The following is a 24,436-nucleotide window of genomic DNA, read 5'->3' as shown; positions in this document are numbered from 1 at the left end:
GGACGACGGCGTTCTCGCATTCACCGACTTCGGCATCGAAACTCTCGTCGAGCTCATCGAAATCCACAAAGACTTGAAGTCCCGCCCCGGCGTCTGACGCAGCGCGAGATCATCCCCTGCGGCCCACGCCGGATGCTTACGATTAAGCGCATTTGATGACCGTTTGTCTTGTGAATTCCGCCGACGGACATTTGTCAGATAATTAGACCGGAGCCATGTTGAGCGTGCGAAGCGCAACGCTTTTTGCGCTGAAAATAAACCCGCCGCACCAACGGCAAACACCTGCATAGCAAGACGACACGCTCACGCCGGAGATCACCGATCCAGGCGAACGGGAAAGGCTTGCCTTGCGCGGGGCGTTCAGAGGAATCCGAGGCAAGTTCAATGAGAGAGGCACCAAAATCGAAAGCCTCGGCGACCGGCAGCCTGCTGTTCGGCGTCTCGGTTTATGCCGTTGCCGCCCATTGGCCGGAGCTGACGGGCAGCGTGCCGAATCCTGCTCAACAATTCTATTCAGGGCTGTTTGAACTCATGGGCGCGAGTGCCGTGCTTAGCGGCGTCGGCGGCTATTTCAGAAACTGGCGCATTGCCGAGAAGCGCCGCGCTTCAGAGCAGACATCCGGCACGTTTGGCAACGCCGCCTTCGCGACGATGGAAGAATGCGCACTGTCGGGGCTGGTCAATCCGAAAGGGCTCTTTGTCGGATTGCTTGAAAACCAGCCGCTCTTTTACAGCGGCAAGGCTCACCTTCTGACGTGCGCGCCGGCCCGTCAGGGCAAGGGCATCAATGTCGTGATCCCGAACCTGCTGCACTACGCCGGCTCGGTCGTCGTTACCGATCCGAAGGGCGAGCTTGCCGCTGTCACGGCGGTACATCGCCGTGACAGGTTTGGACAAAAGGTCGTGGTCTTTAATCCCTGGGGACTGCACGGCCTGCCGCAGCACCGGATCAATCCGCTCGAAGGCTTGATCGCGCTGGCGAGCGACCTGCGTTTGCAGCGTGGCCTGACAGATGAGGTGAAGGCTATTGCCTTGCAGCTCTATCCGGAGCCGGAAGACGCGCGCAACCGCTATTGGCGCGAAGGCGCTCGCGCCATCATGCGCGGCGCGCTCCTTTATCTGGCGCTGTGCGCTCCGGCGCGATGCACGCTGCCTGAGCTGTGGCGGATCGTCGCCAATCCGCGCCGCCTTGAACGTACCGTTCAGGAAATGCGCGAGAGCGATGCATTGGGCGGGCTGCTCGCCGATCTCGGCGACGATCTCGCTCATCAGATGGAGGATAACCCGGAACAATTCGCCGACTTCAGAGCGGGCGCGGTTCAGGCGCTCGATATCTACGAGCCCGGCGGCTATCTCGCCGATGCGCTCGGCGGCTCCGATGTTTCGCTGCGTGAACTAACGACGGGCGCGGTCAGCATCTATCTCGCTTTCCCGCAGGACAGGATCGCGACGCATGGCGCGGCGCTCGGACTGATTGTCAATCAGGCGATCACGATGGTCGCCCGCGCAGACAAGAAGCACGGCGTTTTATTCCTGCTCGATGAGTTCGCCAATCTCGGCAAACTCAGCGGGCTCCCCGAAAGCCTGACCGCGCTTCCCGGCCTCGGTGTGCGCGTCTGGATGTTCGTGCAGGAACTCGCGGAGCTTACCCGTCTCTATGGCCCCTACACGGCCCAGACGATTCTCTCGCAGGCGGAAGTGAAGCAGTTCTTCGCTGTGAACAGCAACGAGCTGGCGCAGACACTCTCGAAGGCCTTCGGGCAAAGGACGGTGAAGACCTGCAACTACAATCTCGGGCGCACGGACGATGATGAAGTGAGCGAAAGCCTGTCAGAGACAGGCAGGCCGCTGATGTCGCCTGATGAAATCACGCTGATGAGCAACGACGAGCAATTGCTGCTGGTCAAGGGCCTAAAGCCGATCCTCGGCGTTCGGGTGCCCTTTTGGTTCATCGCGCCGTGGGGTGAGTGGGCTGCGCCAAACCCGGTCGAAGGAATGTACCCAAAAGTGAAGCCGCTGGTACAGCTCGGCTACGAGATAAAGGAGAAATGTCGTGAGCGATATTGAGGTCAGGGTCATTGGAGCAAGGCCGCCGAAGCGGTCGGTTAGCGGATTCACGCGACTGCGCGTGGGAATAAGTGCGATTGCGCGGGGCATCTTCCTGCGGCCCCGCCTCATGGCGCTTGCCGGACTCGCGGCATTCGTCGTCTTTGTCGGCACGCCGCATGTCGGCTGGGACTATGAATGCAAGCATCCCATGCGTGGCCTTGGTTCGTGCCGTTCGGTCGCCTGGTGCGCGTATTACGGCTTCCAGGGCCGCCGGATCGTTATTCCGGAAAACGGTCAGAGCTGCCAGCTCGTCGGCTTTGTTCCCGTCGATTGGACAAAGCTCGTTCGCCAACTCAACAAACGGACGAACTGAAATCGCTAAAACCCCATATTTTCTGCGGGCTACAGGGCAATACAATTTGAAATAAGGCTGAGAAAAATGGTACAATTTAAAGAGGAGGACGAGATGTCTGGTGAAAGGGAGAACAGCGCTGATGCGTTGTTTGACGGGGGGAGTATCGTCGAAAATTTCGACGCGTCTGCGCGGCCCGTTCTTACCGTCGATGTGGCAAAGTATCAGTCCTGGCTCGATGACAGCACTCTGACTTCGAGTCAGAAAGAAGAATTCTTGCGTTCATTATGGTCAATCGTCGTGACGTTCGTCGAGCTTGGTTTCGATGTGCATCCGTTACAGGAAGTCTGTGCACAAGAGTCCGCTGAATGCTTTCCGCTGGCAAAAAAAGCGTTCGATAGAGTAAATTGTGAGAATTCAGCGCGTAACGGAGAAAATTTGGAGGACTCCCCTATCGGCGAGTTTGAGTTGGAATGAATCATTCTGAAGACAGAAATAGCGGTCTTACAACGGCGGTGATCTATTGCCGCGTGTCGAGCGCCAAGCAGACGGTGCGCGGCGATGGTCTGGCATCGCAGGAAACACGCTGCCGCGAATACGCGAAATACAAGGGTTATAAGGTTGTCGAGGTGTTCTGCGACGACGCGTCGGGAAGCCTGACCGCCCGTCCCGGTATGACGGCGATGCTCGCCTTCCTGAAGGCCCATCGGTGCAAGGAGCCGCATGCCGTCATCATCGACGACATCAGCCGCCTGGCGCGCGGACTGATGGCGCATTTCGAACTGCGTATGCAGATTGCAGACGCGGGCGGCGTATTGGTCAGCCCGTCGATAGAGTTCGGCGAGGACTCCGATGCGCAGCTTGTAGAAAACTTGCTTGCATCCGTATCGCAGCACCAGCGCCAGAAGAACGGCGAGCAGACCGTAAATCGCATGCGGGCACGCTTACAGAACGGATATTGGGTTTTTCAGGCACCGGTGGGCTACCGCTATGAGCGCGTAGCCGGGCACGGCAAAATGCTGGTGCGTGATGAGCCCAACGCATCCATCTTGCAGGAAGCGCTCGAAGGTTACGCTTCAGGGCGTTTTCAGACCCAGGTAGAGGTGAAGCGCTTTCTTGAGCGGCAACCCTCCTTTCCGAAGGATTTGCCGAACGGCGAGATTCGCAGTCAGCGCATCACCGATATTCTGACCCGCGTCGTTTACGCCGGATACGCTGAAGCGCCGAACTGGAATGTTCAGCTTCGCAAGGGCCAGCATGAAGGTCTTATCAGCTTCGAGACCTTCGAAAAGATTCAGGCACGGCTCAAGGGTAAGGCCAAGGCCCCCGCGCGCAAGGATATTAACGCAGACTTTCCGTTGCGCGGCTTCGTGCTGTGCAACGATTGCGGCAAGCCGTTGACGGCCTGCTGGTCGACAAGCAAGACAGGCAAGAAGCACCCTTATTATCTCTGCCCTACGCGCGGATGTGCGAGTTATCGCAAATCCATCCGCCGTGAAGAACTGGAAGACGCGTTCGCCGGAGCGTTGCAGCGGCTCCAACCGAGCAAGGGCCTGTTCAATTTGGTCAAAGCCATGTTCCAGGACGCCTGGAGCATGAAGCTTGCGCAAGTGGCCATCGATGGCAAAGCGCTGGAAAAAGACAAGGCCGAAATCGAAAAGCAGATCGAGACTTTGCTTGAACGCATCGTCGAAACGCAGAACACAGCCGTCGTCCGAGCCTATGAAACCAAGATCGCCAAACTCGAACGCAATAGGATTGTGAACCAGGAACGGCTGCAAAAAAACGCCAAGCCGAAACATACGTTGGAGGAATCGTTCGAACTCGCGATGCAGTTCCTATCAAAGCCTTGGAGTATCTGGGAAAATGGCGATCTGATCTGGAAAAAAACCGTTCTGAGACTGGCATTTTGCGAGCCAATCTCATACTGCCGAAAACAAGGACTTCGAACCCCGAATCTGGCCTTTCCCTTCAAGGCCTTAACGGGAATACAAACTCAAAAATGCGAGATGGCGCGCCCGAAAGGATTCGAACCTCTGACCCCCAGATTCGTAGTCTGGTGCTCTATCCAGCTGAGCTACGGGCGCCTGCTTCGCCATAGTCCCCCTGCGTTAAACGGGCTATGGCGACGTGTCGGCTCGTTTACCGGCAAGCGACGCGAATGGCAATAGCGCATTTACTTTCGCCGCGCGTAGCCTTGCGTCGACGGCGTGAGCATTTAGATAAAAGGCTCTAAGTGGGATTTCTAATGGAAACGTTCCTGTCGGACGGCGTCGAGATAGCCTATGTGGATTTCGAGCCTTTAACGGAAGATCGCGGCGAACCGATCGTCCTCGTGCATGGCTTCGCCTCGACCCATGCCGTGAACTGGCTGTTCACGCAGTGGGTCAAGACGCTGACTGAGGACGGGCGCCGCGTCATTGTCTTCGACAACCGCGGCCATGGTCGCTCCGCCAAGCTGTACGATCCGGCGCAATATGGTCTCGACCTGATGGCCGCCGACATCGTGCATCTGCTCGACCATCTGTCGATCCCGCGCGCCGACGTCATGGGCTATTCGCTCGGCGGACGCATCGGCACGGTGCTGGCGCTGACCGCGCCCGAGCGCGTGCGCTCCTTGATCCTCGGCGGCATCGGCGAAAATCTCATCGAGAACTCCGGCCTGCCGCGCGGCCTCGCCGAAGCCATGGAGATTGAGCGCATCGAGGACATTGACGATTCGACGCTCAAAATCTTCCGCGGCTTCGCCGAAGCCACCCGCAGCGACCTCGCCGCCCTCGCCGCCTGCGTCCGCGGCGCCCGCAAGTCCGTCGAGCCCGAGTCGCTCGCGCGGATTACCGCGCCGGTGCTGATCTGCGTCGGCACGCGCGATGACGTCGCCGGCGACCCGCTCCCGCTGGCCGAGTTCTTCCCTAACGCCCGCGTGGTCGATATTCCCGGCCGCGACCACAACCGGGCCGTCGGCGACAGGATCTATAAGCAGGCGGTGCTGGAGTTCCTGGATACGCGGCCTTAGCGGTCGCGGGGGCGCCCGTGCTATTGTCCAAGCGCTCCGCTATATTATTGCCTGACCAAGGAGGGGCGGATGGGCGCCGAAACGCGCGAATCTGGCGCGAAAATCATCGACTTCGCCCAGAATGATCCGTTGTTCGCGCGTCTGCGCGCAGAGGCGGAGGACGTGCTGCGCCGCGAGCCGGAGCTCGGCGGCTTCCTGCATCCAGCGATCCTGTCGCAGAACGGCGTCCTGGGCGTCGTCGCGCATCGCGTGGCGCAGCGCCTCGACCGGCCGGAGGCCCCCTATATCGCGATCCGCCAGGCGTTCGAAGAATGCGCCGCCCGCGAACCTGGACTGGTCGAGGCGTTCCGCGCCGACCTGCTCGCCGTGCTCGAGCGCGATCCCGCCTGCACGAGGCTGATCGAGCCGGCGCTATATTTCAAAGGCTTCCATGCGCTGCAGACCTACCGGCTGGCGCATTGGCTGTGGAAGAACGGCCGCAGCGACTTCGCCCTGATCCTGCAGAGCCTCTCGTCGCAAACCTTCCAGGTCGACATCCACCCCGCCGCCGTCATCGGCAAGAGCGTTTTCATCGATCACGCCACCGGCGTCGTCATCGGCGCGACCAGCGTGGTCGAAGACGAAGTCTCGATGCTGCATGGCGTGACGCTAGGGGGCACCGGCAAGGCGCGCGGCGACCGGCACCCGAAGGTGCGGCGCGGCGTGCTGATCGGCGCCGGCGCGAAAATCCTCGGCAATATCGAAATCGGCCGCTGCGCCATGATCGCCGCGGGATCGGTCGTGCTCGACCCGGTGCCCGCCAACAAGACCGTCGCCGGGGTGCCGGCCAGAATCGTCGGCGACGCGCGCTGCGCCGAGCCGGCCCTTGCCATGGATCAGATGCTGGCCTATCTCGACGCCGGCATGTGAGGGGCGGGGTTGACCTTGAGCAGAATTCTACTGGGCTTTGCGCTCGTTTTTGTCGCGGCGTCGTTGCTGTCTCCACGCGCCGCGACAGCCGCCGGTTGGCATTATTACGATCCGGAATGTCCGATCGATCTTGGCGGCAATGATCTTGGCGCCAATGATCTTGGCGCCAAGTCGATGAAATTCGTCGCCATGCAGCCCAAGAAGAACGTCGACCGGGAATGCATCGCGCTGCCCGACGTCGGCCCGAGCGTCATCGTGCTCGACGCCGCCGACGCTGAATTGCGCGACATGAACTGGGACATCCGTATCCTGCGCGGCAAGGGGCCGAATGGCGACGCCGACCCCGAAGCCGATGTCGTCGGCCGCCTGCCGGTGCAGAAATTTCGCAACGGCATGGTGAATTTCGACCAGAATTTTAAGGAGCCCGGCGCCTACGTGCTTTACGCGCGGCTGACGAGCGACGACGGCGTTAAAAGCTTTGAAGGCCGGCACCCGTTCTCGGTCGGCCTCGTCACCGACGAGGAAATTTATCTCTACATCGCCTTCGGCGTTTTCGTCGTCGTGGCCGGCGGCGTCGCCTTCACGCTCTGGCGCCAGGGCAAGCTCGGATTTAAAATTCCGGATTTTTCGAAGACGGATTGAGCTTTTCGCCGGAACACTTGCAGGAAAAGCCCCCTCCCCAACCCTCCCCCGCGCTTCGCGCGGGAGAGGGAGCAGATTGCGCGCGTCATGAAGATTCTTGAATTTTCGACGTCAGCCGCGACGGCTTTCACCCGCTCGTCGATCTCCGCGCACGGACGGCTCATCTGACTCACTCACGCCCATGGGCTTGGCCAGATCATCCGCCGCGCGCATTGAGGCGCCTTGGATACAGGCTTCGTCATTGACGGCAGTCAGCTTTCGGCCGTCCGGCGCGGTCTCCGGCTCCGTCAGCCGCTCGGCGGCCAAAACCGATCACCTCGCGCAAAAAATGTTCGCGTCGGGGCCAACCGCGCCAAGAATCATCATTTCGCCGGTCATGGATTGATTTGCCGATAGCGGATCGATAGAGAGCGGCATTGTCCACAGGAGTTGACCCTAAAGGACAACTATAGTCACTACGTTATACACCTACTCGGCGCTGGCCAAATCATTCCGGTCTCCACTCCGGAACGATTAGACGTCGCTTAAGTTGGCATCAAGACTGTCGCTTCAGAAGTCAGGTGAACGCGGAAACGGTCAACAATTTCTCGTTCGCTTTTTCAGGTTTAACCCGGATGTTTGAGGCCAGCGTGACAATTGCGCAACGTGATCACCGCAAAGTTATTGGCTATTTGCGCCGTCAGTTTGAAGCGGAAAGGCGCTATGAGTTCGAGGCTCAAAAAGCAGACACGACGTATGACGTCGATCCGTTTACGCGCGGCGCCTATCGTAGGATGCTGGAGCTGTACTGGACATTGTCGCGAGTGCTTGCTCCGCAACGCACGTCGCCCGCGGCCCAATGTATAGAGGAAGCCCCACGGCCGGCCCCCCAGCAACAGTTCCCGCTCATTACGATCGCGCCCGGGGACCAGCCATGCATATACGTTGATGTCACAGACACCAAATTTTTTGACAAAGTGACGGGCATTCAACGCGTTGTCAGCGAGACCGCTCATTACGTCACGGAACTGGGAAACGGCCAACCGGTCCAGATTCGCGGGGGACTTATACTAGCCGAAATAGACGGAGTGATGGGCAGGATCGAAGCGCGTCCTGGCGATATGCTCCTGTTGCTAGACGCTGGCTGGAACAATGTGGACAATTATGCGCACGCCATCAGCTCCTTCAAAGAAAAAGGCGGCGCTGTCGTAGCTGGCGTTTATGATCTTTTTCCAGTCCTCTATCCGACGTTATACGGACCCGAACTCGTAATCGCCTTTGAGACCTGGCTCAGCGAAGTCGTCTCCCGGAGTGATGCGGTCGTTGCAATTTCTCGGTGTTCCGCGACGTGCTATGCCGAGTATGCGATGATGCGATACAAATGGTGCAGGAGCCAAAAAATCGGCTGGTGGCGGCTGGGCGCCAATCTATCGGCTGAACCCTCCAGAGAACCAGCCACGGCCGCAATCGAAATCGCGACGCAAGGCCCATTTTTTCTCTGCGTCGGCACAGTCGAGACGCGCAAAGGCTATCCGGTCGCGATCGAGGCTTTCGAACGTCTTTGGGCCGACAACATAGACGTCAACCTTGTCATCGTTGGCAGACCCGGGTGGAACGCCCGGGCGTTTGAACAGCGCTTGCGGCAGCATGAGGAAAAGGGACGGCGCCTGTTTTGGCTAGACGACGCGAGTGATGCGGATTTGCGCTACCTTTACCGCGAGACGTGCGCGGCCGTGTTCACGACCTTCGCCGAAGGCTTTGGTTTGCCCTTGGTGGAGGCCGCACAATGCGGCGCCCCCATCATCGCCAGCGACATCCCCCAGTTTCGTGAGCTTGGCGGCTCAGATGTGCGCTATTTCGATCTCCTCGATTCGGCGAGCCTCGCAGACGCCCTCATGCAAGCGCTCTCAGACGAGAAACGGCCGCCTCGCGTTGCGACTCTTACATGGCGAGAATCGACGATCGAATTGATCGGGCTGCTGCGCTCCGGCGCTTACCAGATGGACGTCTCTGCAATCTCGCGTGACATAGCCACAGCCGGACTGGCGGCCGCCACGAAATGAGGCGCTGACTGGGCAGTCGATTATCCGCTCACATCATCATCAGCGGAGTGGGCCAACACAATTGCCCTTACCCAAACCTATTATTCCTCGGAAATCCTCTCGGCGGCAATCTTCCCGCTTCGGCGCGATGGCCGATCCAGTCCTTGAGTTCCGCCTTCTCGATCGTGAACACGCGGCTTGACGCATCGGTCCATGTCAGTCCGTCTTTGAGCGCAAAAACCTTCGCGTCCGCGACGCCGCCGTCCTTGTAGCGCTGCATGCGCACGCCCTTGCCGCGCGCCATGCGCGGCGCTTCGCTCAAGGGAAACACCAAGAGCTTCCGGTTCTCGCCGATGATCGCGATATGATCGCCCTGCGCCTGCGTCACGATCTTCAATATAGAGGGCGGCTCGACGTTGAGCGCCGCGCGTCCCTTGCGCGTCGACGATAAGAGATCGTCTTCGCTCACGACGAAGCCGCGCCCGTCATTCGTCACCAGCAGCAGCGCTTCGCCCGCGACATGCGGCAGAACGGCGACGACATCGGCGCCTTCCTCGATCTCGGCGAAGAGCCGGATCGGCTCGCCATGTCCGCGCCCGCCCGGAAGCTTTGACGCGTCGAGCGTATAGGCCTTGCCGTTCGACGCGAGCGCCAGGATTTTCGACGTCGTCTGCGCGAAGAAGGACGCGCCGAGTTCGTCGTCGCCCTTGAACTGCAGGCTCGAGAGATCCTGCACATGGCCCTTGAGCGCGCGAATCCAGCCCTTCTTCGAGACGACGATGGTCACCGGTTCGCGCTCGATCATCGCCTCGGCGAGGTCGAGATCGATCGCCTCGGGCGCGTCTTCGAAACTCGTGCGCCGCTTGCCCTTCGGGGTCTGCGGACCATAGGTTTTTTTGAGTTCGCGCACCTGCCAGGCGATGGTCTTCCACTGCTTGTCGTCATCGGCGAGCAGCGACTCGATCTCCTTGCGCTCGGCCGAAAGCTCGCCCAGCTCCTTCTTCAGCTCCATCTCTTCGAGCCGGCGCAGAGCGCGCAGTCGCGTGTCGAGAATGTATTCGACCTGCAGGTCGGTCAGCTTGAACGCCTTTTTCAATTCCCCCTTGGCGTCGTCCTCTTCGCGGATGATGCGGATCACCTCATCGAGATTGAGGAAGACGATGACCATGCCTTCCAATTGCTCGATGCGCCGTACGATCGCGGCGAGGCGATGGCGCGAGCGGCGCTGCAGCACGGTCCGGCGATGGTCGAGCCATTGCCTTAAGGCCTCGTCGAGCGAAACGACGCGCGGCGTCACGCCGTCGACGAGCACATTCATGTTCATCGGAAACCGCGTTTCGAGCTCGGAGAGCTTGAACAAAGTCTCCATCATCAGCGCCGGATCGACCGTGCGCGTGCGCGGCTCGAAAACGATGCGCACGTCTTCCGCCGATTCATCGCGCACATCGGCGACGAGCGGCAGTTTGCGCTCAGAGATAAGTTCGGCGAGCCGTTCGATGAGGCGCGACTTCTGTACGCCATAGGGAATTTCCGTGACGACGGCGACCCATCCGCCGCGCGGCAGCTCCTCTTTGATCCAGCGCGCGCGCACACGAAAGGAGCCGCGCCCGGTGCGATAGGTCTCGATGATCTCGTCGCGCTTGTCGACGACGATGCCGCCGGTTGGAAAATCCGGCCCCTGCACGAAGGTCAGCAGCTGTTCGGCGGTCGCCTTGCGGTGGGAGATGAGGTAGAGCGCCGCGTCGCACAGCTCGGCGAGATTATGCGGCGGGATCGACGTCGCCATGCCGACGGCGATCCCCTGCGCGCCATTGGCGAGCAGATTGGGCAGCGCCGACGGCAGCACCACCGGCTCCTTCTCCTCGCCGGAATAATTGGGGATGAAGTCGATCGCGTCTTCGTCGATGCCTTCCAGAAGAGAGCGCGCGACCGCCGTCATGCGCGCCTCGGTGTAGCGATAGGCTGCGGCCGAATCGCCGTCCACATTGCCGAAATTGCCCTGGCCGTCGACGAGCGGATAGCGCGAGGAGAAATCCTGGGCGAGGCGCACCAGCGCGTCATAGATCGCCTGATCGCCATGCGGGTGGAACGAGCCCATCACGTCGCCGACGATCTTTGCGCATTTCTTGAACGGCGCGCCGGGGTCGAGGCGAAGAATATGCATGCCGTAAAGAATGCGTCGATGCACGGGTTTAAGCCCGTCGCGGGCGTCGGGCAGCGCGCGGCCGGTGATGGTCGAAAGCGCGTAACGCAGATAGCGCTCCTCGAGCGCCTCGCGCAGATCGACGGGCGCAATCACGCTAACGTCGCTTGCGCCCTTGCCTTTTCCGCTTCCCCCGCCGCCTTTTTGCGCCATTTCAAAAACCCGATTCTGCCTTTGTGATCGGTACTATGGCCGCAGGGGCGTCGGCGCAAGCGAAGGATTTCGAGGCGGCTCTTTAACTCTGAAAGTGCGTCGTCGATGCATCGACTGCGTTTTGTGCGGCGTCGTCGCAAATAAGGTATTGCAGACGCCGCGTTTCGTCCTTTAGAAGGCTTGCGAAGCGATGGCGCAGATCGGCGCGGTCGAATTTTCGCCGGTTTTCCGCGGCTTTCAAAACATGGCGTCCATGAAGAAACTGCTTTCGTCGCTCATCGCCGCGCTGCTCGTGACATCCGCCTCGTTCGCCTTGGATAGATCGCAAATGACGGTCGCCGGCTCGACGGTCGCCGCGCGGGAGCGCGCGCCTCAGGCGCGCGACGCTGACGAAGACATGCAGGCGATCTGCCGCGAAGTGCTCGTCGACATCGATCAGGGCTACGGCGTCAGCAGCCATGAATCGCGTTATATTTGCGGCGACAAGCGCCGCTAGACCGGGTTCCGAAAAAGTTGACGGACTTTTTCGATGAGAACCTGCTCCAACATTTTGATTTTGAGTGATTCCTTATCGATCACATGATTCCATGCGATCGGGAAGCGCTCTAAGCGATTCGCCGACGCGTCCCCTGTTTTTTCCTCACGCCACGCGCAAAAGAGCGCTGACGTAAAATTCGCGCGCCGCCGGCAGCGCCACGCCGCGCGGCTTGAGCACGTCGCGCGTCAGGAAATATCCGGTCAAGCGGAACGCGGCGATGAGATCGGCCTGTTCCGCGACAATGCTCTCATGCTGAAGAAAGTCCGGATAGGGTAGGAGTTTGTCGCGCCACGGCGCGCCGGCGGCGCGGCTCACCGCGCGGCCCGATTTCGGCGACACATAGGCGAGATCGTCCCTCGCGCCGGTCAGCGCGCAGGCGTTGAGATCGAGCCCGAAGCCGAGCGCGCCGAGCAGCGCCAACTCGAATCGCGCCAACATCGTCGCGGCGCCTTCGGCGGCGCGAATGTCGCCGAAGAGCGCCGCAATGGCGTCGGCCATTTCAAACAATTCCTCATGGGGATCGCGCTCCGGCAGCAGGCGCAGCAACGCGCAGAGCGAGACGACGCCATGGAGCGCCGCGGCGCGGTCGAGGAAATAGGCGGCGCGGGCGACGAGCGGCTCGACCGTCAAGGCGCCGAGATGGTCCTCAAGACGCGCCCGCCACTGCGCCGCGACGAGATTGCCGGGCTGCAGAATCGGACGGAGCCGGCGCGAGCGACCGCCGCGCACGAGACCAAGATGGCGGCCGTGTCCGCGCGTCATCACCTCGAGGATGACGGAAGTTTCGCCATGCCGACGCGCGCCGAGAATGAGAGCGTCGTCGCGCCATTCCATATCAGGCTCACACTTCGGAAAGCTTCATATCCGGCCTGTAATCTAAGCCTTCGACATCCTTGATCAAAGCCTGGCCGCAAATCACCCGGTTTTGCGTCGGATCGAAGGTGAGCGAGGGCGATCCGTGGAGTCGCCAGCCGAGGCTCAACGCTTCCGTGACGCGATGGCAAAAGGCGGCGTCATCCGGCCCGGTGAGAAAACGATAGGCGGTCATCGCCTTGCGTTCGTCAGACATTCGATTCTCCCGCGCCCGCGCGAATCACCTGACCTTGGCCGATATTAATTGCCTTTGGGGAAATCCAGGCGCATCTCGCGATAGCGCTCTGGGTCGTCGGCCCAATTTTCGCGGACCTTCACGAACAGGAAGAGATGCACCGGCTGTTCGGCAGCCTCGGCGATCTCGCGGCGCGCCGCCTGACCGATGGCCTTGATGGTGCGGCCGCCTTCGCCGATGACGATCTTCTTCTGGCTGTCGCGCGCGACAAAGATCGTCTGCTCGATGCGCGCCGAGCCGTCCTTCTGATTGGTCCAGGAGTCCGTCTCGACCGTCGACTGATAGGGCAATTCGTCGTGCAGCCGCTCGTAGATCTGCTCGCGGGTGATTTCCGCGGCAAGCAGCCGCAGCGGCGCGTCCGAAAGCTGATCCTCGGGATAAAGCCAGGGCGAGGGCCCCATGCGCTGCGCCAGCGCCTGGCGCAAATCGCCGACCCCGTCGCCTTTTAGCGCCGAGATCATGAAGGTTTCGTCGAATTTCTGTCGTTCGTTCAGCGTTTGCGCCAGCGCCAGCAGCCTTTCGCGGGGAATGAGATCGATCTTGTTCAGGACAAGGAGCTTGGGCGCCTTGGCGTGCTGAAGCTGCGTCAGTATCGCGTCCACTTCTTCGTCGATCCCCTTGCGGGAGTCGATGAGCAGCGCGATCACGTCGGCGTCGGCGGCGCCCGAGAGCGCGCTCGCGACCATGGCGCGATCGAGCCGCCGCTTGGGCTTGAAGATGCCCGGCGTGTCGACAAGGATGATCTGCGCCGCGCCCTCGATGGCGATGCCGCGAACCAGCGCCCGCGTCGTCTGCGCCTTACGGGACACGATCGAGACCTTGGCGCCGACGAGTTGATTAAGCAGCGTCGACTTGCCGGCGTTGGGCGCGCCGACCAGCGCCGCGAAGCCGCAGCGCGTGTCTTCCCGCGCCAATTCGTCGTCGCCGCTCATGTATCTCCCTTTCCTGTGGCCGCGTCCTCGAGAGCTAGAAACGCCGCCGCAGCGGCCTGTTCTGCGACCCGTTTCGAGGCGCCCGATCCGGGCGCCGCCGCAAATCCCTGCACCTCCACGACGACCTCGAAGAAGGGCGCATGGTCCGGTCCGCTGCGGGCGACGAGCCGATAGCGCGGCGTGGCGAGGCCGCGCGCCTGAGCCCATTCCTGCAAGGCGGTCTTCGCGTCGCGCAAATCCTGGCCGCTCGCCGCCATTCGGTCGCTGAAGGCCTTGCGAACGATATGTTCGGCCGCAGCGGCGCCCCCGTCGAGAAAGGCTGCGCCGATGATCGCTTCGCAAATGTCGCCGAGCAAGGCGCGTTTGCCGCGTCCGCCGGTCTGGGCCTCGCCCTCGCCGAGCCGCATCGCTGCGCCAACGCCCCAGACTTCGGCTACCTCGGCGCAGGTCTCCTTGCGCACCAGCGCCGCGAGGCGGCGCGACAGCTCGCCTTCGCTCTCGTTCGGAAAGGCGTCATAGAGCATGTGCGCCACGGCGAGGCCCAGCACGCGGTCGCCCAAAAACTCCAGCCGCTCGTATGAATCGCGCCGAGCTGGCGAGGCGCTGACATGCGTCAGCGCTCGGCCGAGCAGCGCCGGATCGGCGAAGTCATGTCCGATACGCGCCTCGAGGTCAGCGAGCCCCTTCTCGCGGCTGCGCGTCATGTCACGCCTGTGCGTCCGATCAATGAACGGGCCGGAACAGCCGGTCCCAACGCACGGACCATGGCCAGCGCCAGAAAGCGAGCGCCGATTCGTCCTTCCGGACCGAGAAGAAGATGATCTCGGCGCGGCCCACGAGATTGACGAAGGGCACAAAGCCGACGCCGCCGATCTCCGGCGCAATGCGCGAATCGGTGGAGTTGTCGCGATTATCACCCATCATGAAATAGTGGTCGGGCGGCACCACGAACAGCTCGGTGTTGTCGTTGATGCCGTGATCGCCCTCGATTTCGATGATCGTATGTTCGACCGCGGGATGATCGCCGTTGCCGGGGAGCGTTTCCTCATAGGTCGTCACGGGGACCTCGCGGCCTTCGCGATTCTCCGTCACTTCCTTTTCGAGCGGGGTGCGGGGCACGATGACGCCGTTGATATAGAGCCGGCCGTCGATGACCTGGATGCGGTCGCCGGGAAGGCCAATGACGCGCTTGATATAGTCGGTCTCATTGTCCCGCGGCAGCTTGAAGACGATGACGTCGCCGCGGTTGGGGGGCGAAGCCAGAATGCGGCCGGAGAAGATGTCGGGGCCGAACGGCATCGAGTAATTCGAATAGCCGTAGGCGTATTTCGACACGAAAACATAATCGCCGATCAGCAGCGTCGGGATCATCGAGCCCGAAGGAATATTGAACGGCTGAAAGAGCAGCGTGCGAATGACAAGCGCGATCGCCAGCGCCTGAAGGATGACCTTGATAGTTTCGAGAAACCCGCCCTCTTCGCGTTTTTCAGCCACCGGAACGTTCCTGCTCAAGCCGACTCACTCCTCATGCATTTGGGCGGCGTCGGCCCGCCCGGCCGCCCGGCTTAACACGCTAAAGCTTCCATGAGAACCTTCGCCCGAGCCAAAGAATAGCCCCGGGCCGGCGTCAAATGGATGACCGCCCGCCACCTTAGCGCGCTCAGCCGGCGCGTCTCCGCCCGATCGGGATTAACGCTAACGCCACGCCCGCGCTTGCGATCCGCCGCGCCGCGCCCTGGCCCTAGAAGGCTAGCGACCGGCCCTGCTCCATCGCCTCCCGCATCCGCCGGATCGCCTCCGCGAGCCCGACGAAAATCGCCTCGCCGATGAGAAAATGGCCGATGTTGAGTTCGACGATCTGCGGCAAGGCGCTCACGCGGCGCGCCGTCGCATAATCGAGGCCGTGCCCGGCGTGAATTTCGAGCCCTCGCCCGGCGCCATAGGCGGCGGCTTCGGCGACCCGCGCGAATTCCGCCTCGGCCCGGCCGATATCGCCGACCTCAACGGCGTGGCACCAGGCGCCCGTATGGAGCTCGACGACGGGGGCCTTGATGGAGACGGCCGCGTCAATCGCCTCTGCCGACGGCTCGATGAACAGCGACACGCGCACGCCCTCTCGAGTCAGCTGGTCGACGTAAGGCAGGAGGTAGTCGTGCTGGCCGACGACGTCGAGACCGCCTTCCGTCGTGCGCTCGGTGCGCTTTTCCGGCACGAGACAGACGGCGTGCGGCGCGGTCGCGACGGCGATGTCGAGCATCTGCTCGGTCGCCGCCATTTCGAAATTGAGCGGCTTCGAAATCGCCGCCTTCAGCCGCGCCATATCCGCGTCGTTGATGTGACGGCGGTCTTCGCGCAGATGCGCGGTGACGCCGTCGGCGCCGGCGTCGATGGCGAGCAGCGCGGCGCGAACGGGGTCGGGCCGCGGCCCGCCGCGCGCGTTGCGGACGGTGGCGACATGATCGACATTGACGCCGAGGCGGAGGGGATTCGTGGTCATTGGAACCTATTAACGCGGGGATGAGACGTTTGTCATTGGGGCAGGGAGCGGAGGGCGACCACTTTTCGCACGTATCTTCTGCATAAGAAAAACCGTTAAAATCCCGATCAAGCGTTTTGTTCAAAAGTCTTGCAGACCGTGTGAAAACGGGAGGCCGTCGTGGGAATGGCGGCTGGCCGCCGCTCTGGCAGGGTTTTTCGTGTTCCATCCAGAAAATTTGGCCCGTGACGGCTCCCGGGCGCCGTGGAGCGCCCCACTGACCGGCTTTGGCGGCGAAACAAGGCGATTTGGCTCCCTTCACGCCCGCACGGCCTCCATCATCTTGTCCATGCCGAGAATGTTGAGAGCCCGCCGCAAATTGTAGACGAGCGCCGTCAGGCTGAACTCGGCGCGGACCTTTTCGAGCCCGCGCGTGAGAAACGCGCCCTGATTCATCCATTGCTTGATCGTGCCGAACGGGTGTTCGACGATCTCGCGACGGCGGTCGAGAATTTCCGGCCTCGCCTTCAGGCGAGCCGCCATGCGGTCGAGCGCGTCCTCGTGCTCCAGACGGGAAACGGCCCGGTAACTGGCGTCAGTACAGCGCGAACGCAGCGGGCAGGCGCGACACGCCTCGGCGTTGGCGTAGTCGATCTTCGTCATTTCGCGCAGCTTGCCATGGCGGATCGGCTTCAGTTCATGCCCCGCCGGACAAGTGTATGCGTCTCGCTCCGGATCGTAACGAAATTCGTCCTTGCGAAAGAAGCCGTTGCTGACCGACGAGCCGCGTTGCGGCTTCGGTACATGCGGCGTCAGCCCCGCCTTCTCGCAGGCCGCGATGTCTTCCGTCCTGAAGTAGCCCTTGTCGGCGACGACATCGATCTTTTCGACATCGAGGATTTCGCGCGCCGGTTCGGCGGTTTCCTGCAACAGGCCCATGTCGACGACCTGGTTCGTCACCTGCTGATCGACGATCAACTTGCTCTTCGCGTCAACCGCGATCTGGATGTTGTAGCCAACAGCGACCCGAGTGTGCGCCGCCATGGCGCGGCTGTCGGGATCGGTCAACGATATTTGGTCTTCACCCGTGCGTTCGAGGTCCTTCAGCATGGCGTCGTAGCGACCGCGCTTGTCGCGAAGCGCCTCGATTTTTTCCGCGAGATTTTTCACGCGCGCGCCGCCTGGCGTCTTTTCCGCCGCGTCGCCTTGGTCGAGCCGCTCGAGATAATCCGCCAGCCGCTCGTCGGCCGCCTTGATGAACTTGTCCAGCGAATTGCGGGTGAAGTTGCGGTCCTTGTTGTTGACCGCCTTGATCCGCGTGCCGTCCACGGCGAGCAACTCGCGGCCAAACAGATCGAGCCGCTTGCACAACAGCGTGAATGCGCGAAACACCGCCTTGAACGCGGCGCGATTGTCGGCGCGGAAATCGGCGATGGTTTTGAAGTCCGGCTTCAGCGTCCGCAGCAGCCAGATCAACTCGATGTTGCGGTAACACTCGGCCTCCAGCCGGCGGCTCGAACGCACGCGGTTCAGATATCCGTAGATGTAGAGCTTCAGCAGATCGCCCGGCGCGTAGCCCGGCCGCCCCGTGGCCTTCGGCTCCACCCGCGCGAAACCGGCCTTCCCGAGATCGAGGCCGTCAACGAAGGCGTCGATGAAGCGAACGGGATTGTCGAGGCCGACGTAATCGTCAATCGCCTCCGGCAAAAGCAGGAGCTGCGAGCGCTCGAATCCGGAAATGTGAGTCATGCCGGATTCTACAGCGCCGCAGGCGAAAACGGAATCCAGCGGCCGGGATTTGCACGAGTTTCCACACGGTCTGTTTGATTTCTGTACATGGCGGCTTTTGGTGGAAAGCGGACGTGCGGTCCGCGACGCCTGATACCGTTGATGGTCGTATTCGAAGCGGGAAGGCGGCAATAATTGCACTACGGCAAGGGTGAGCGTCTAACGGAGGGGATAAGCGCCACGGAGGAGAGGTGGATTATCGCTGGATCAGCGAGCGGCGCTGCCTGTCGCAGATGACAACCCGGACCTCGAATATTTGCGGCTAAGTCGTCGGAAATCTGCCGGACCAAAATCAACGCGGCGGTTCGGCTGTTCCTTATCGACGAAGACCCTTTATCGGCCCACCTGCTCGCTAGCGCGGCCACCGATGTCATGGTTGCGCTGTCCGATGGGAAGTCTGGCGTCGGGCTGAATGATATGCGCGCCCCAATGAAAAAGGCGGCTATCCCCTCCGACTTGTCGGACGAAGTCTTCCAAAGTTTACTGCACCCCTACAATTTTTTGAAGCACGGCTCGTCGAATTACAGCGTCGAGAACGAGTTCTGTGTCGAATACATCGTGATGACGATCTACACTGCGGTTCACAGCTACCGGCTGCTGTTTGGCGATCTCTCGGCCGAAATGACAGTCTTCTATGGCATCGTGCAATCGTGGCATATTCACTGGTGGGAAGGCACGCCGGGCTTTGAAGAAAAGCTGCAGATCGCGAGCAAACTGCCCCTCATCGGCGCGTCCCGCGAAAAGGTGTGCGACTTCGGCCGAGACATGCTCCAAAAAGCTCGGGAGCAAATGCCGTCAACCGTGCGCTAGAGGCCAGAACTTGCTTCCATGCGCGTTCGCTGGCTCCTCACCCGATCATCCGCTCGACCTTGCTCACCAAGGCGCTCGCGCGCAGCCGCGTGACGATGCCGTTCAGATGTTTCAGATCGGCGACTTCGAGATCGAAGGTCATCTCGCGGAAATCCGGCGAATGCGCCTTGAAGCTGATGTTGTCGATATTGGCGCCGGTCTCACCGACGAGCGTCGCCAGCGCGCCGAGCGTGCCCGGCTCGTTGATCGCCGTCACGACGATGCGAACGGGAAACAGCGCCGAAGAGCCGGCTTCGATATCCCAGCGCACGTCGAGCCAGCGTTCGGGCTGGTCGTCGAAGGCGGTGAGCGACGGCGACTGGATCGGATAGATGGTGATGCCTTCGCCCGGCGTGAAAATGCCGACGATGCGGTCGCCCGGCACGGCGCCGCCGTCCGGCGCGAAACGCACCGGCGCGTCGCCGCGCAACCCGCGAATCGGAATCGCGCCGCTGCCCTCTTTCGCGCCGGGCGCTTTGAAGACCACATTGGCGTTCGCCTTAACGCCGAACCAGCCCGGCTCACCAGGACCGATGGCGGTGGGCGCGGCTTTGCGCTCTTCGCTGAAATCCGGATAGACCGCTTTGACGACGTCGCCCGAATAGATTTCGCCGCGGCCCACGGCGGCGAGCGCGTCCTCGACCGACGGCCGCGCGAGCCTGGTCAGCGCCGCCTTCAGTTTCTCTTCGCTCCAAACGCGGCCGGCCCGCTCGAAGGCGCGTTCGACGATCTGGCGGCCGAGCCCGGCATATTGCTGGCGCACCGCGTCGCGCGTCGCGCGTCGGATCGCGGCGCGCGCCTTGCCGGTCGCCACCGCGCCCTCCCAGGCGGCCGGGGGCACATGTCCTTCGGCGCGGATGATCTCGACCTCGTCGCCGTTTTTCAACTGCGACAACACCGGGCCGACGCGCCCGTTGATCTTCGCGCCAACGGCTGAATCGCCGAGCTTGGTATGCACGGCGTAGGCGAAATCGATCGGCGTCGCGCCGCGCGGCAGCGCGATCAATCCGCCCTTCGGCGTGAAGCAGAACACCTGATCTTGAAACAGTTCGAGGCGCGTATGCTCGAGAAACTCCTCGGGATTGTCGCCATGCGCGAGGAGATCGAGCGTTTCCTGCAGCCAGCGGAAGGCGCGGCTTTCCTTGGCGAGTTGCTCGCGGCCATGCGCGCCGACGGCATCCTTGTAGAGCGCGTGCGCGGCGATGCCGAAGCGCGCGATCTCATGCATTTCGGCGGTGCGAATCTGAAGTTCGACGCGCTGGTGGCCAGGACCGATCACGGTCGTATGGATCGAGCGATAGTCATTCTGTTTCGGCGTCGAGATGTAATCCTTGAAGCGGCCGGGGACGTTGGGCCACTTGGTATGCACGACGCCGAGCGCGCGATAGCAATCCTCCACCGCGCCGACGATGATCCGAAAGCCGAAGATGTCGGACAACTGCTCGAAGGAGATCGATTTGCGCTCCATCTTGCGCCACACCGAAAAGGTCGTCTTCTGGCGTCCGGTGACTGCCGCGGTGATGCCGCGCGCCTCGAACTCCTTGGTGAGTTCGTCCTCGATGCGCTTGATGATGCGCCCGTTCTTCGCACGCAGATCGTGCAGTCGCTGCTCGATGGTTTGATGCGCTTCGGGCATCAAATGCCGAAAGGCGAGGCCCTCGAGCTCCTCGCGCAGACGCTGCATGCCCATGCGGCCGGCGAGCGGCGCATAGATGTCGAGCGTCTCCTGTGCGATGCGCGCGCGCTTTTCCTGTGGGACGAAATGCAGCGTGCGCATATTGTGCAGGCGGTCGGCGAGCTTGACGAGCAGCACCCGCACGTCTTCGGCGACGGCGAGCAGCAATTTGCGGAAATTCTCGCCCTGCCGCGCCTGCTTGGTGACCAGATCGAGCTTCTCGATCTTGGTCAGGCCCTCGACGAGTTTGCCGATCTGTTCGCCAAACAGCCGATCGATCTCTTCTCGCGTGGCGTCGGTGTCTTCGAGCGTATCGTGCAGAACGGCCGCGACGATGGTCGCGTCGTCGAGCTTCAGATCGGTGAGGATCGCCGCGACTTCGAGCGGGTGGGAAAAATAAGGGTCGCCGGAGGCGCGGGTTTGCGCCCCATGCGCCTTCATCGCGTAGACATAGGCCCGATTTAGCAAATCCTCGTCGACGCGCGGGTTATATTTCCGCACGCGTTCGACAAGCTCGTACTGACGCATCATGCGCGTGGCGCCAAAGACCGGTTATGCGCCGACCTCGGACGCCGCCCATGCGCAAGTTCCACGCAACAGGCAAGCGAGCGGCGCCGGAGCGGCGAGTGTGTCGAGCAAGAATAGCGCAGGCCGGCCGCCATGACCAACGGCGGCGATGACCAACGGCGGCGATGCGAAGGCGAGGCTCTGGCGGAGGCGTCGCGGCGGAGACCTATCGCGAACGCCCCGCCAGCGCGGGGATCGGGCCGAACCTACTCCGCTTCGTCCTCGACCTCGGCGGGCGGAACCAGCCCTTCGAGACCGCGCAGCAGGTCTTCTTCCGTCATCCGGTCGAACTGGCCCTCGACTTCGAGTTCGCCGGCGACCGCAGGGGTCAAGGCCGGCGCCGCTTCGGCCTCCGGCTCGTCGACCTCGACGTGATGCTGCAGCGAGTGGATGAAATCCTCGGAAAGGTCTTCCGGGGCGAGCGCCGATTCAGCGATCTCGCGCAGGGCGACGACAGGATTTTTGTCGCGGTCGCGATCCACAAGGATCGGCTGACCCGACGAGATGTTCCGCGCCCGATGCGCCGCGAGAAGGACGAGGTCGAAGCGATTTTCGATCTTGTCGACGCAATCTTCGACAGTAACGCGCGCCATCTGCTGTCAAGCTCCATTCGGTTCGGGAGTAGCGCTGATACGCCAATTAGAAAAATTAGGCAATAATCTCTTGGCTCTAGACGCGCGGGCGATTTTTTTTGACGCTTTCTTGGGGATTTTTTCTAGAAAATGCCCAATCATCGCCCCGTAAAAAAACGCAGTTCCTCTTGACGCTGTGACATGGAGAGGCGATGTATTTGCTTGAGATGTGTGCGGCGCTTTTCAGAGATGGCGTGAATAGCCGGCGAATGCAGCGAGAACGGCGCAATCGCTTTTGTTAATTGGGGCGCCGGACATTAGACGATTGAGCGAAACGCCGAACTGCGGGTTGACGGCGTTAGCCGGCGACGCCCGCGTTTAACACCTTAACCCGACCGCGAGACGAAGATGGCAGATATCGAACGAACTGCGTTGTTTATTGACGGCGCGAACTTGTACGCGACCGCGAAATCACTTGGATTCGATATTGATTATAAGCGCTTGCTCCGCGAATTTCAGGGCAAGGGCCGTCTGATCCGCGCGTTCTACTACACTGCGTTGATCGAGGATCAAGAATATTCGTCAATCCGTCCTCTGATCGATTGGCTGGACTACAACGGCTATGCGGTCGTGACCAAGCCGACGAAGGAGTTCGTCGATTCGCTCGGCCGTCGCAAAGTTAAAGGCAATATGGACATCGAGCTGGCGGTCGACGCCATGGAAATGGCCGGGCATATCGACCACATGGTCCTGTTCTCGGGCGACGGCGACTTCCGGTCGCTGGTCGAGTCCGTGCAGCGGCGCGGCGTTCGGGTTTCGGTCATTTCGACAATCACCACCCAGCCGCCGATGATCGCTGACGAATTGCGTCGCCAGGCCGACGAATTCATCGACCTTATTCATCTTGTGGGTAAGATCGGCCGCGATCCGGGCGAACGCGCCGAGCGCATGCAGCGGTATCAGGAGCGTCCTCGTCCCACGCCGCAAGCGGCTCACGCCGAAGAAGAAGACGGCGAGTGACGGCGCGGTCCTGACGGAAAACCAGATGGTCGGCGTCTCGGCTTCAGGGCGCCGAGCCATAGGAGGTCCGGGTCAGCCGCGCGCGCGCAACAGCCGGCCTTTTTCGCGGCTCCAGTCGCGTTTCTTTTCGACTTCACGTTTGTCGTGCAGCTTCTTGCCCTTTCCTAGGGCGATTTGCAGCTTGGCCCTGCCCTTGGCGTTGAAATAGAGCTTCAGTGGCACGATCGTCATGCCCTCGCGCTCAATAGCCTGCGACAGCTTGGCGAGCTCCCGCGACTTGAGCAGCAGTTTGCGCGGCCGCTTCGGCGGATGGTTGAAGCGGTTGCCGGCGAGATATTCGGGAATGTTGGCGTTGACGAGCCATGCCTCGCCTTGCCGATCGACATGGGCGTAGCTTTCGGCGATCGTCGCCTTGCCCGTGCGCAGCGACTTCACCTCGGTGCCGGTCAGCGCCAGCCCCGCTTCGAAAATTTCGCCGATTTCGTAATTGTAGCGCGCCTTGCGATTATCGGCGACGACCTTGAAATTCGGATCCGGCTTTGCGGCCACTGATTTTCCTCAAAGCGTCTCGACAAAGGAGAGACGCGTATCTGGCGCCTTAGGCTGGGAGCACGCCGGCGTGGATCATCGCCGCGCGTATGCGATCCTTAGTCGGTTGGGCGCACGGCACCAGAGGAAGACGCACCTCTTCTTCAGCCTTGCCGAGAAGCGACAATCCGTATTTCGCGCCCGTGACGCCGGCCTCAAGAAAAGTCGCGACATGCAGCGGCGTCAGCCTGTCCTGGATCTCCAACGCTTTGGCGTAGTCGCCGGCGAGACAGGCGTTCTGCAAATCGGCGCAAAGCCGCGGCGCGATGTTGGCGACGACCGAGATGCAGCCATGCGCGCCCGCCGCCATACAGGCGAGCGCCGTGAGATCGTCGCCGGAAAGCTGGATGAACTCCGGCCCCATCGCCTCACGCTGGAGCGAAATGCGGCCGATGTTGCCGGTCGCGTCTTTCACGCCGACGACATTCCTCAACTCGGCGCAGCGCTTCATGGTCTCGACGCTCATGTCGATGACCGAGCGCGGCGGGATATTGTAGATGATGATGGGAATAGAGACGGCGTCGTTGATCGCCTTGAAGTGCAGATAAAGCCCTTCCTGGTTAGGCTTATTATAGTAGGGCGTGACGATGAGGAGCCCGTCGGCGCCGGCGCGTTCCGCATGGCCAGCGATGGCGATCGCCTCGCGGGTATTGTTCGAGCCCGCGCCGGCGACGACAGGCGCCCGCCCCCGCGCGGCGCGGATCGTCTCGGTGATGACCCGCCCATGCTCCTCATGGCTCAGCGTCGGACTCTCGCCCGTCGTGCCGACGGGCACGAGGCCATGCGTTCCACTTTCAATCTGCCAATCGATCAGCGCGCGCAGTGCGTCATAATCGACCTCTCCATGGGAAAACGGCGTGACCAGGGCCGTCATCGACCCATGAAAAATCGGCTTTACGCTCATAGAATCAAAGCTTTCCCTACGCCTCAGAGCCGCCGTAATCGCGTCGCTAAGATTGAACGCCCTTCATAGCCGTT

The 24,436-nt window shown here is 61.6% G+C and carries 22 protein-coding genes, 1 tRNA gene and 1 pseudogene; 11 read left to right on the top strand and 13 right to left on the bottom strand.

What is annotated here, in order from left to right; all coding sequences use genetic code 11:
• Positions 1–342 precede the first annotated feature (342 nt).
• From ACR65T_RS13510 to ACR65T_RS13495, 4 genes and pseudogenes are all read left to right on the top strand, one after another.
• The gene (locus ACR65T_RS13510) at positions 343–2,067 is read left to right on the top strand and encodes a type IV secretory system conjugative DNA transfer family protein (RefSeq protein WP_434496957.1); all 1,725 of its coding nucleotides are present in this window, start codon (positions 343–345) and stop codon (positions 2,065–2,067) included.
• Complete coding sequence (locus ACR65T_RS13505; protein ID WP_434496955.1) at positions 2,054–2,422, top strand: hypothetical protein; 369 nt, start codon at positions 2,054–2,056, stop codon at positions 2,420–2,422. The genes ACR65T_RS13510 and ACR65T_RS13505 overlap by 14 nt, the downstream gene beginning before the upstream one ends.
• A gap of 66 nt (positions 2,423–2,488) precedes the next feature.
• Positions 2,489–2,878, top strand: a complete 390-nt coding sequence (locus ACR65T_RS13500; protein WP_434496953.1) for a hypothetical protein — start codon at positions 2,489–2,491, stop codon at positions 2,876–2,878.
• Positions 2,875–3,870 (top strand): annotated as a pseudogene (locus ACR65T_RS13495) (recombinase family protein); the annotation flags it as partial. The gene ACR65T_RS13500 and the pseudogene ACR65T_RS13495, both read left to right, overlap by 4 nt.
• Before the next feature lie 541 nt (positions 3,871–4,411).
• Here the strand turns inward: ACR65T_RS13495 and ACR65T_RS13490 are convergent.
• A tRNA-Arg gene (locus ACR65T_RS13490) sits at positions 4,412–4,488 on the bottom strand.
• A gap of 161 nt (positions 4,489–4,649) precedes the next feature.
• Here ACR65T_RS13490 and ACR65T_RS13485 point away from each other — a divergent pair.
• From ACR65T_RS13485 to ACR65T_RS13470, 4 genes are all read left to right on the top strand, one after another.
• Positions 4,650–5,417 (top strand): alpha/beta fold hydrolase, encoded by a 768-nt coding sequence (locus ACR65T_RS13485; protein WP_434496952.1) that lies wholly within the window; start codon positions 4,650–4,652, stop codon positions 5,415–5,417.
• A 69-nt stretch (positions 5,418–5,486) separates the two neighbouring features.
• Entirely contained in the window at positions 5,487–6,326 is an 840-nt protein-coding gene (gene cysE / locus ACR65T_RS13480; protein ID WP_434496951.1) for a serine O-acetyltransferase, read from the top strand.
• Positions 6,327–6,341: 15 nt separating this feature from the next.
• Positions 6,342–6,968: a hypothetical protein gene (locus ACR65T_RS13475; RefSeq protein ID WP_434496950.1), complete on the top strand. Its 627-nt coding sequence runs from the start codon at positions 6,342–6,344 to the stop codon at positions 6,966–6,968.
• A 560-nt stretch (positions 6,969–7,528) separates the two neighbouring features.
• The gene (locus tag ACR65T_RS13470; RefSeq protein WP_434496949.1) at positions 7,529–9,010 is read left to right on the top strand and encodes a glycosyltransferase family 4 protein; all 1,482 of its coding nucleotides are present in this window, start codon (positions 7,529–7,531) and stop codon (positions 9,008–9,010) included.
• A 67-nt stretch (positions 9,011–9,077) separates the two neighbouring features.
• Here the strand turns inward: ACR65T_RS13470 and parC are convergent, their stop codons facing one another.
• The gene (gene parC, locus ACR65T_RS13465; RefSeq protein ID WP_434496948.1) at positions 9,078–11,345 is read right to left on the bottom strand and encodes a DNA topoisomerase IV subunit A; all 2,268 of its coding nucleotides are present in this window, start codon (positions 11,343–11,345) and stop codon (positions 9,078–9,080) included.
• A 190-nt stretch (positions 11,346–11,535) separates the two neighbouring features.
• Between parC and ACR65T_RS13460 the strand changes: the two genes are divergently transcribed.
• Positions 11,536–11,841 (top strand): hypothetical protein, encoded by a 306-nt coding sequence (locus tag ACR65T_RS13460; RefSeq protein ID WP_434496947.1) that lies wholly within the window; start codon positions 11,536–11,538, stop codon positions 11,839–11,841.
• A 144-nt stretch (positions 11,842–11,985) separates the two neighbouring features.
• Here the strand turns inward: ACR65T_RS13460 and recO are convergent, their stop codons facing one another.
• The 7 genes from recO to ACR65T_RS13425 all read right to left on the bottom strand — a co-directional run bounded on the left by recO (position 11,986) and on the right by ACR65T_RS13425 (position 18,148).
• Positions 11,986–12,717 (bottom strand): DNA repair protein RecO, encoded by a 732-nt coding sequence (gene recO, locus ACR65T_RS13455; protein ID WP_434496946.1) that lies wholly within the window; start codon positions 12,715–12,717, stop codon positions 11,986–11,988.
• 7 nt (positions 12,718–12,724) lie between these two features.
• The gene (locus tag ACR65T_RS13450) at positions 12,725–12,931 is read right to left on the bottom strand and encodes a DUF1737 domain-containing protein (protein WP_026223201.1); all 207 of its coding nucleotides are present in this window, start codon (positions 12,929–12,931) and stop codon (positions 12,725–12,727) included.
• A gap of 65 nt (positions 12,932–12,996) precedes the next feature.
• Entirely contained in the window at positions 12,997–13,923 is a 927-nt protein-coding gene (era, locus tag ACR65T_RS13445) for a GTPase Era (RefSeq protein WP_434496945.1), read from the bottom strand.
• Entirely contained in the window at positions 13,920–14,627 is a 708-nt protein-coding gene (rnc, locus tag ACR65T_RS13440) for a ribonuclease III (protein ID WP_434496944.1), read from the bottom strand. The genes era and rnc overlap by 4 nt, the downstream gene beginning before the upstream one ends.
• A gap of 19 nt (positions 14,628–14,646) precedes the next feature.
• Complete coding sequence (lepB, locus tag ACR65T_RS13435) at positions 14,647–15,417, bottom strand: signal peptidase I (protein ID WP_434496943.1); 771 nt, start codon at positions 15,415–15,417, stop codon at positions 14,647–14,649.
• Between the two features lie 247 nt (positions 15,418–15,664).
• A complete protein-coding gene (locus tag ACR65T_RS13430) occupies positions 15,665–16,420 on the bottom strand; it encodes a pyridoxine 5'-phosphate synthase (protein WP_434496942.1) in 756 nt (251 codons plus the stop codon).
• A gap of 297 nt (positions 16,421–16,717) precedes the next feature.
• The gene (locus ACR65T_RS13425; RefSeq protein ID WP_434496941.1) at positions 16,718–18,148 is read right to left on the bottom strand and encodes an IS1182 family transposase; all 1,431 of its coding nucleotides are present in this window, start codon (positions 18,146–18,148) and stop codon (positions 16,718–16,720) included.
• A 411-nt stretch (positions 18,149–18,559) separates the two neighbouring features.
• On the opposite strand from ACR65T_RS13425, the gene ACR65T_RS13420 reads away from it, so the two are divergent.
• Entirely contained in the window at positions 18,560–18,997 is a 438-nt protein-coding gene (locus ACR65T_RS13420; protein ID WP_434496940.1) for a hypothetical protein, read from the top strand.
• A 37-nt stretch (positions 18,998–19,034) separates the two neighbouring features.
• Here ACR65T_RS13420 and ACR65T_RS13415 read toward each other — a convergent pair whose 3' ends face one another.
• Positions 19,035–21,242 carry a RelA/SpoT family protein gene (locus ACR65T_RS13415; protein ID WP_196400606.1) on the bottom strand — a complete coding sequence of 736 codons (2,208 nt, stop codon included), beginning with the start codon at positions 21,240–21,242 and terminating at the stop codon, positions 19,035–19,037.
• A 242-nt stretch (positions 21,243–21,484) separates the two neighbouring features.
• Positions 21,485–21,871, bottom strand: coding sequence for a DNA-directed RNA polymerase subunit omega (rpoZ, locus tag ACR65T_RS13410; protein ID WP_014890559.1), 387 nt, complete (start codon positions 21,869–21,871; stop codon positions 21,485–21,487).
• Between the two features lie 387 nt (positions 21,872–22,258).
• Here rpoZ and ACR65T_RS13405 point away from each other — a divergent pair, with 387 nt between their 5' ends.
• On the top strand, positions 22,259–22,870 hold the full coding sequence (locus tag ACR65T_RS13405; protein WP_014890560.1) for an NYN domain-containing protein: 612 nt from the start codon (positions 22,259–22,261) through the stop codon (positions 22,868–22,870).
• 72 nt (positions 22,871–22,942) lie between these two features.
• Here the strand turns inward: ACR65T_RS13405 and smpB are convergent, their stop codons facing one another.
• Positions 22,943–23,419, bottom strand: coding sequence for an SsrA-binding protein SmpB (gene smpB, locus ACR65T_RS13400; protein ID WP_196394704.1), 477 nt, complete (start codon positions 23,417–23,419; stop codon positions 22,943–22,945).
• Between the two features lie 49 nt (positions 23,420–23,468).
• Positions 23,469–24,362, bottom strand: a complete 894-nt coding sequence (gene dapA, locus ACR65T_RS13395) for a 4-hydroxy-tetrahydrodipicolinate synthase (protein WP_434496939.1) — start codon at positions 24,360–24,362, stop codon at positions 23,469–23,471.
• Positions 24,363–24,436 lie beyond the last annotated feature (74 nt).

The sequence above is a fragment of the Methylocystis sp. genome, assembly GCF_051061285.1.
Lineage (GTDB): Bacteria > Pseudomonadota > Alphaproteobacteria > Rhizobiales > Beijerinckiaceae > Methylocystis.
Note: the sequence above shows the minus strand (reverse complement) of the source record. Positions and strands in the feature narration are given on the sequence as shown.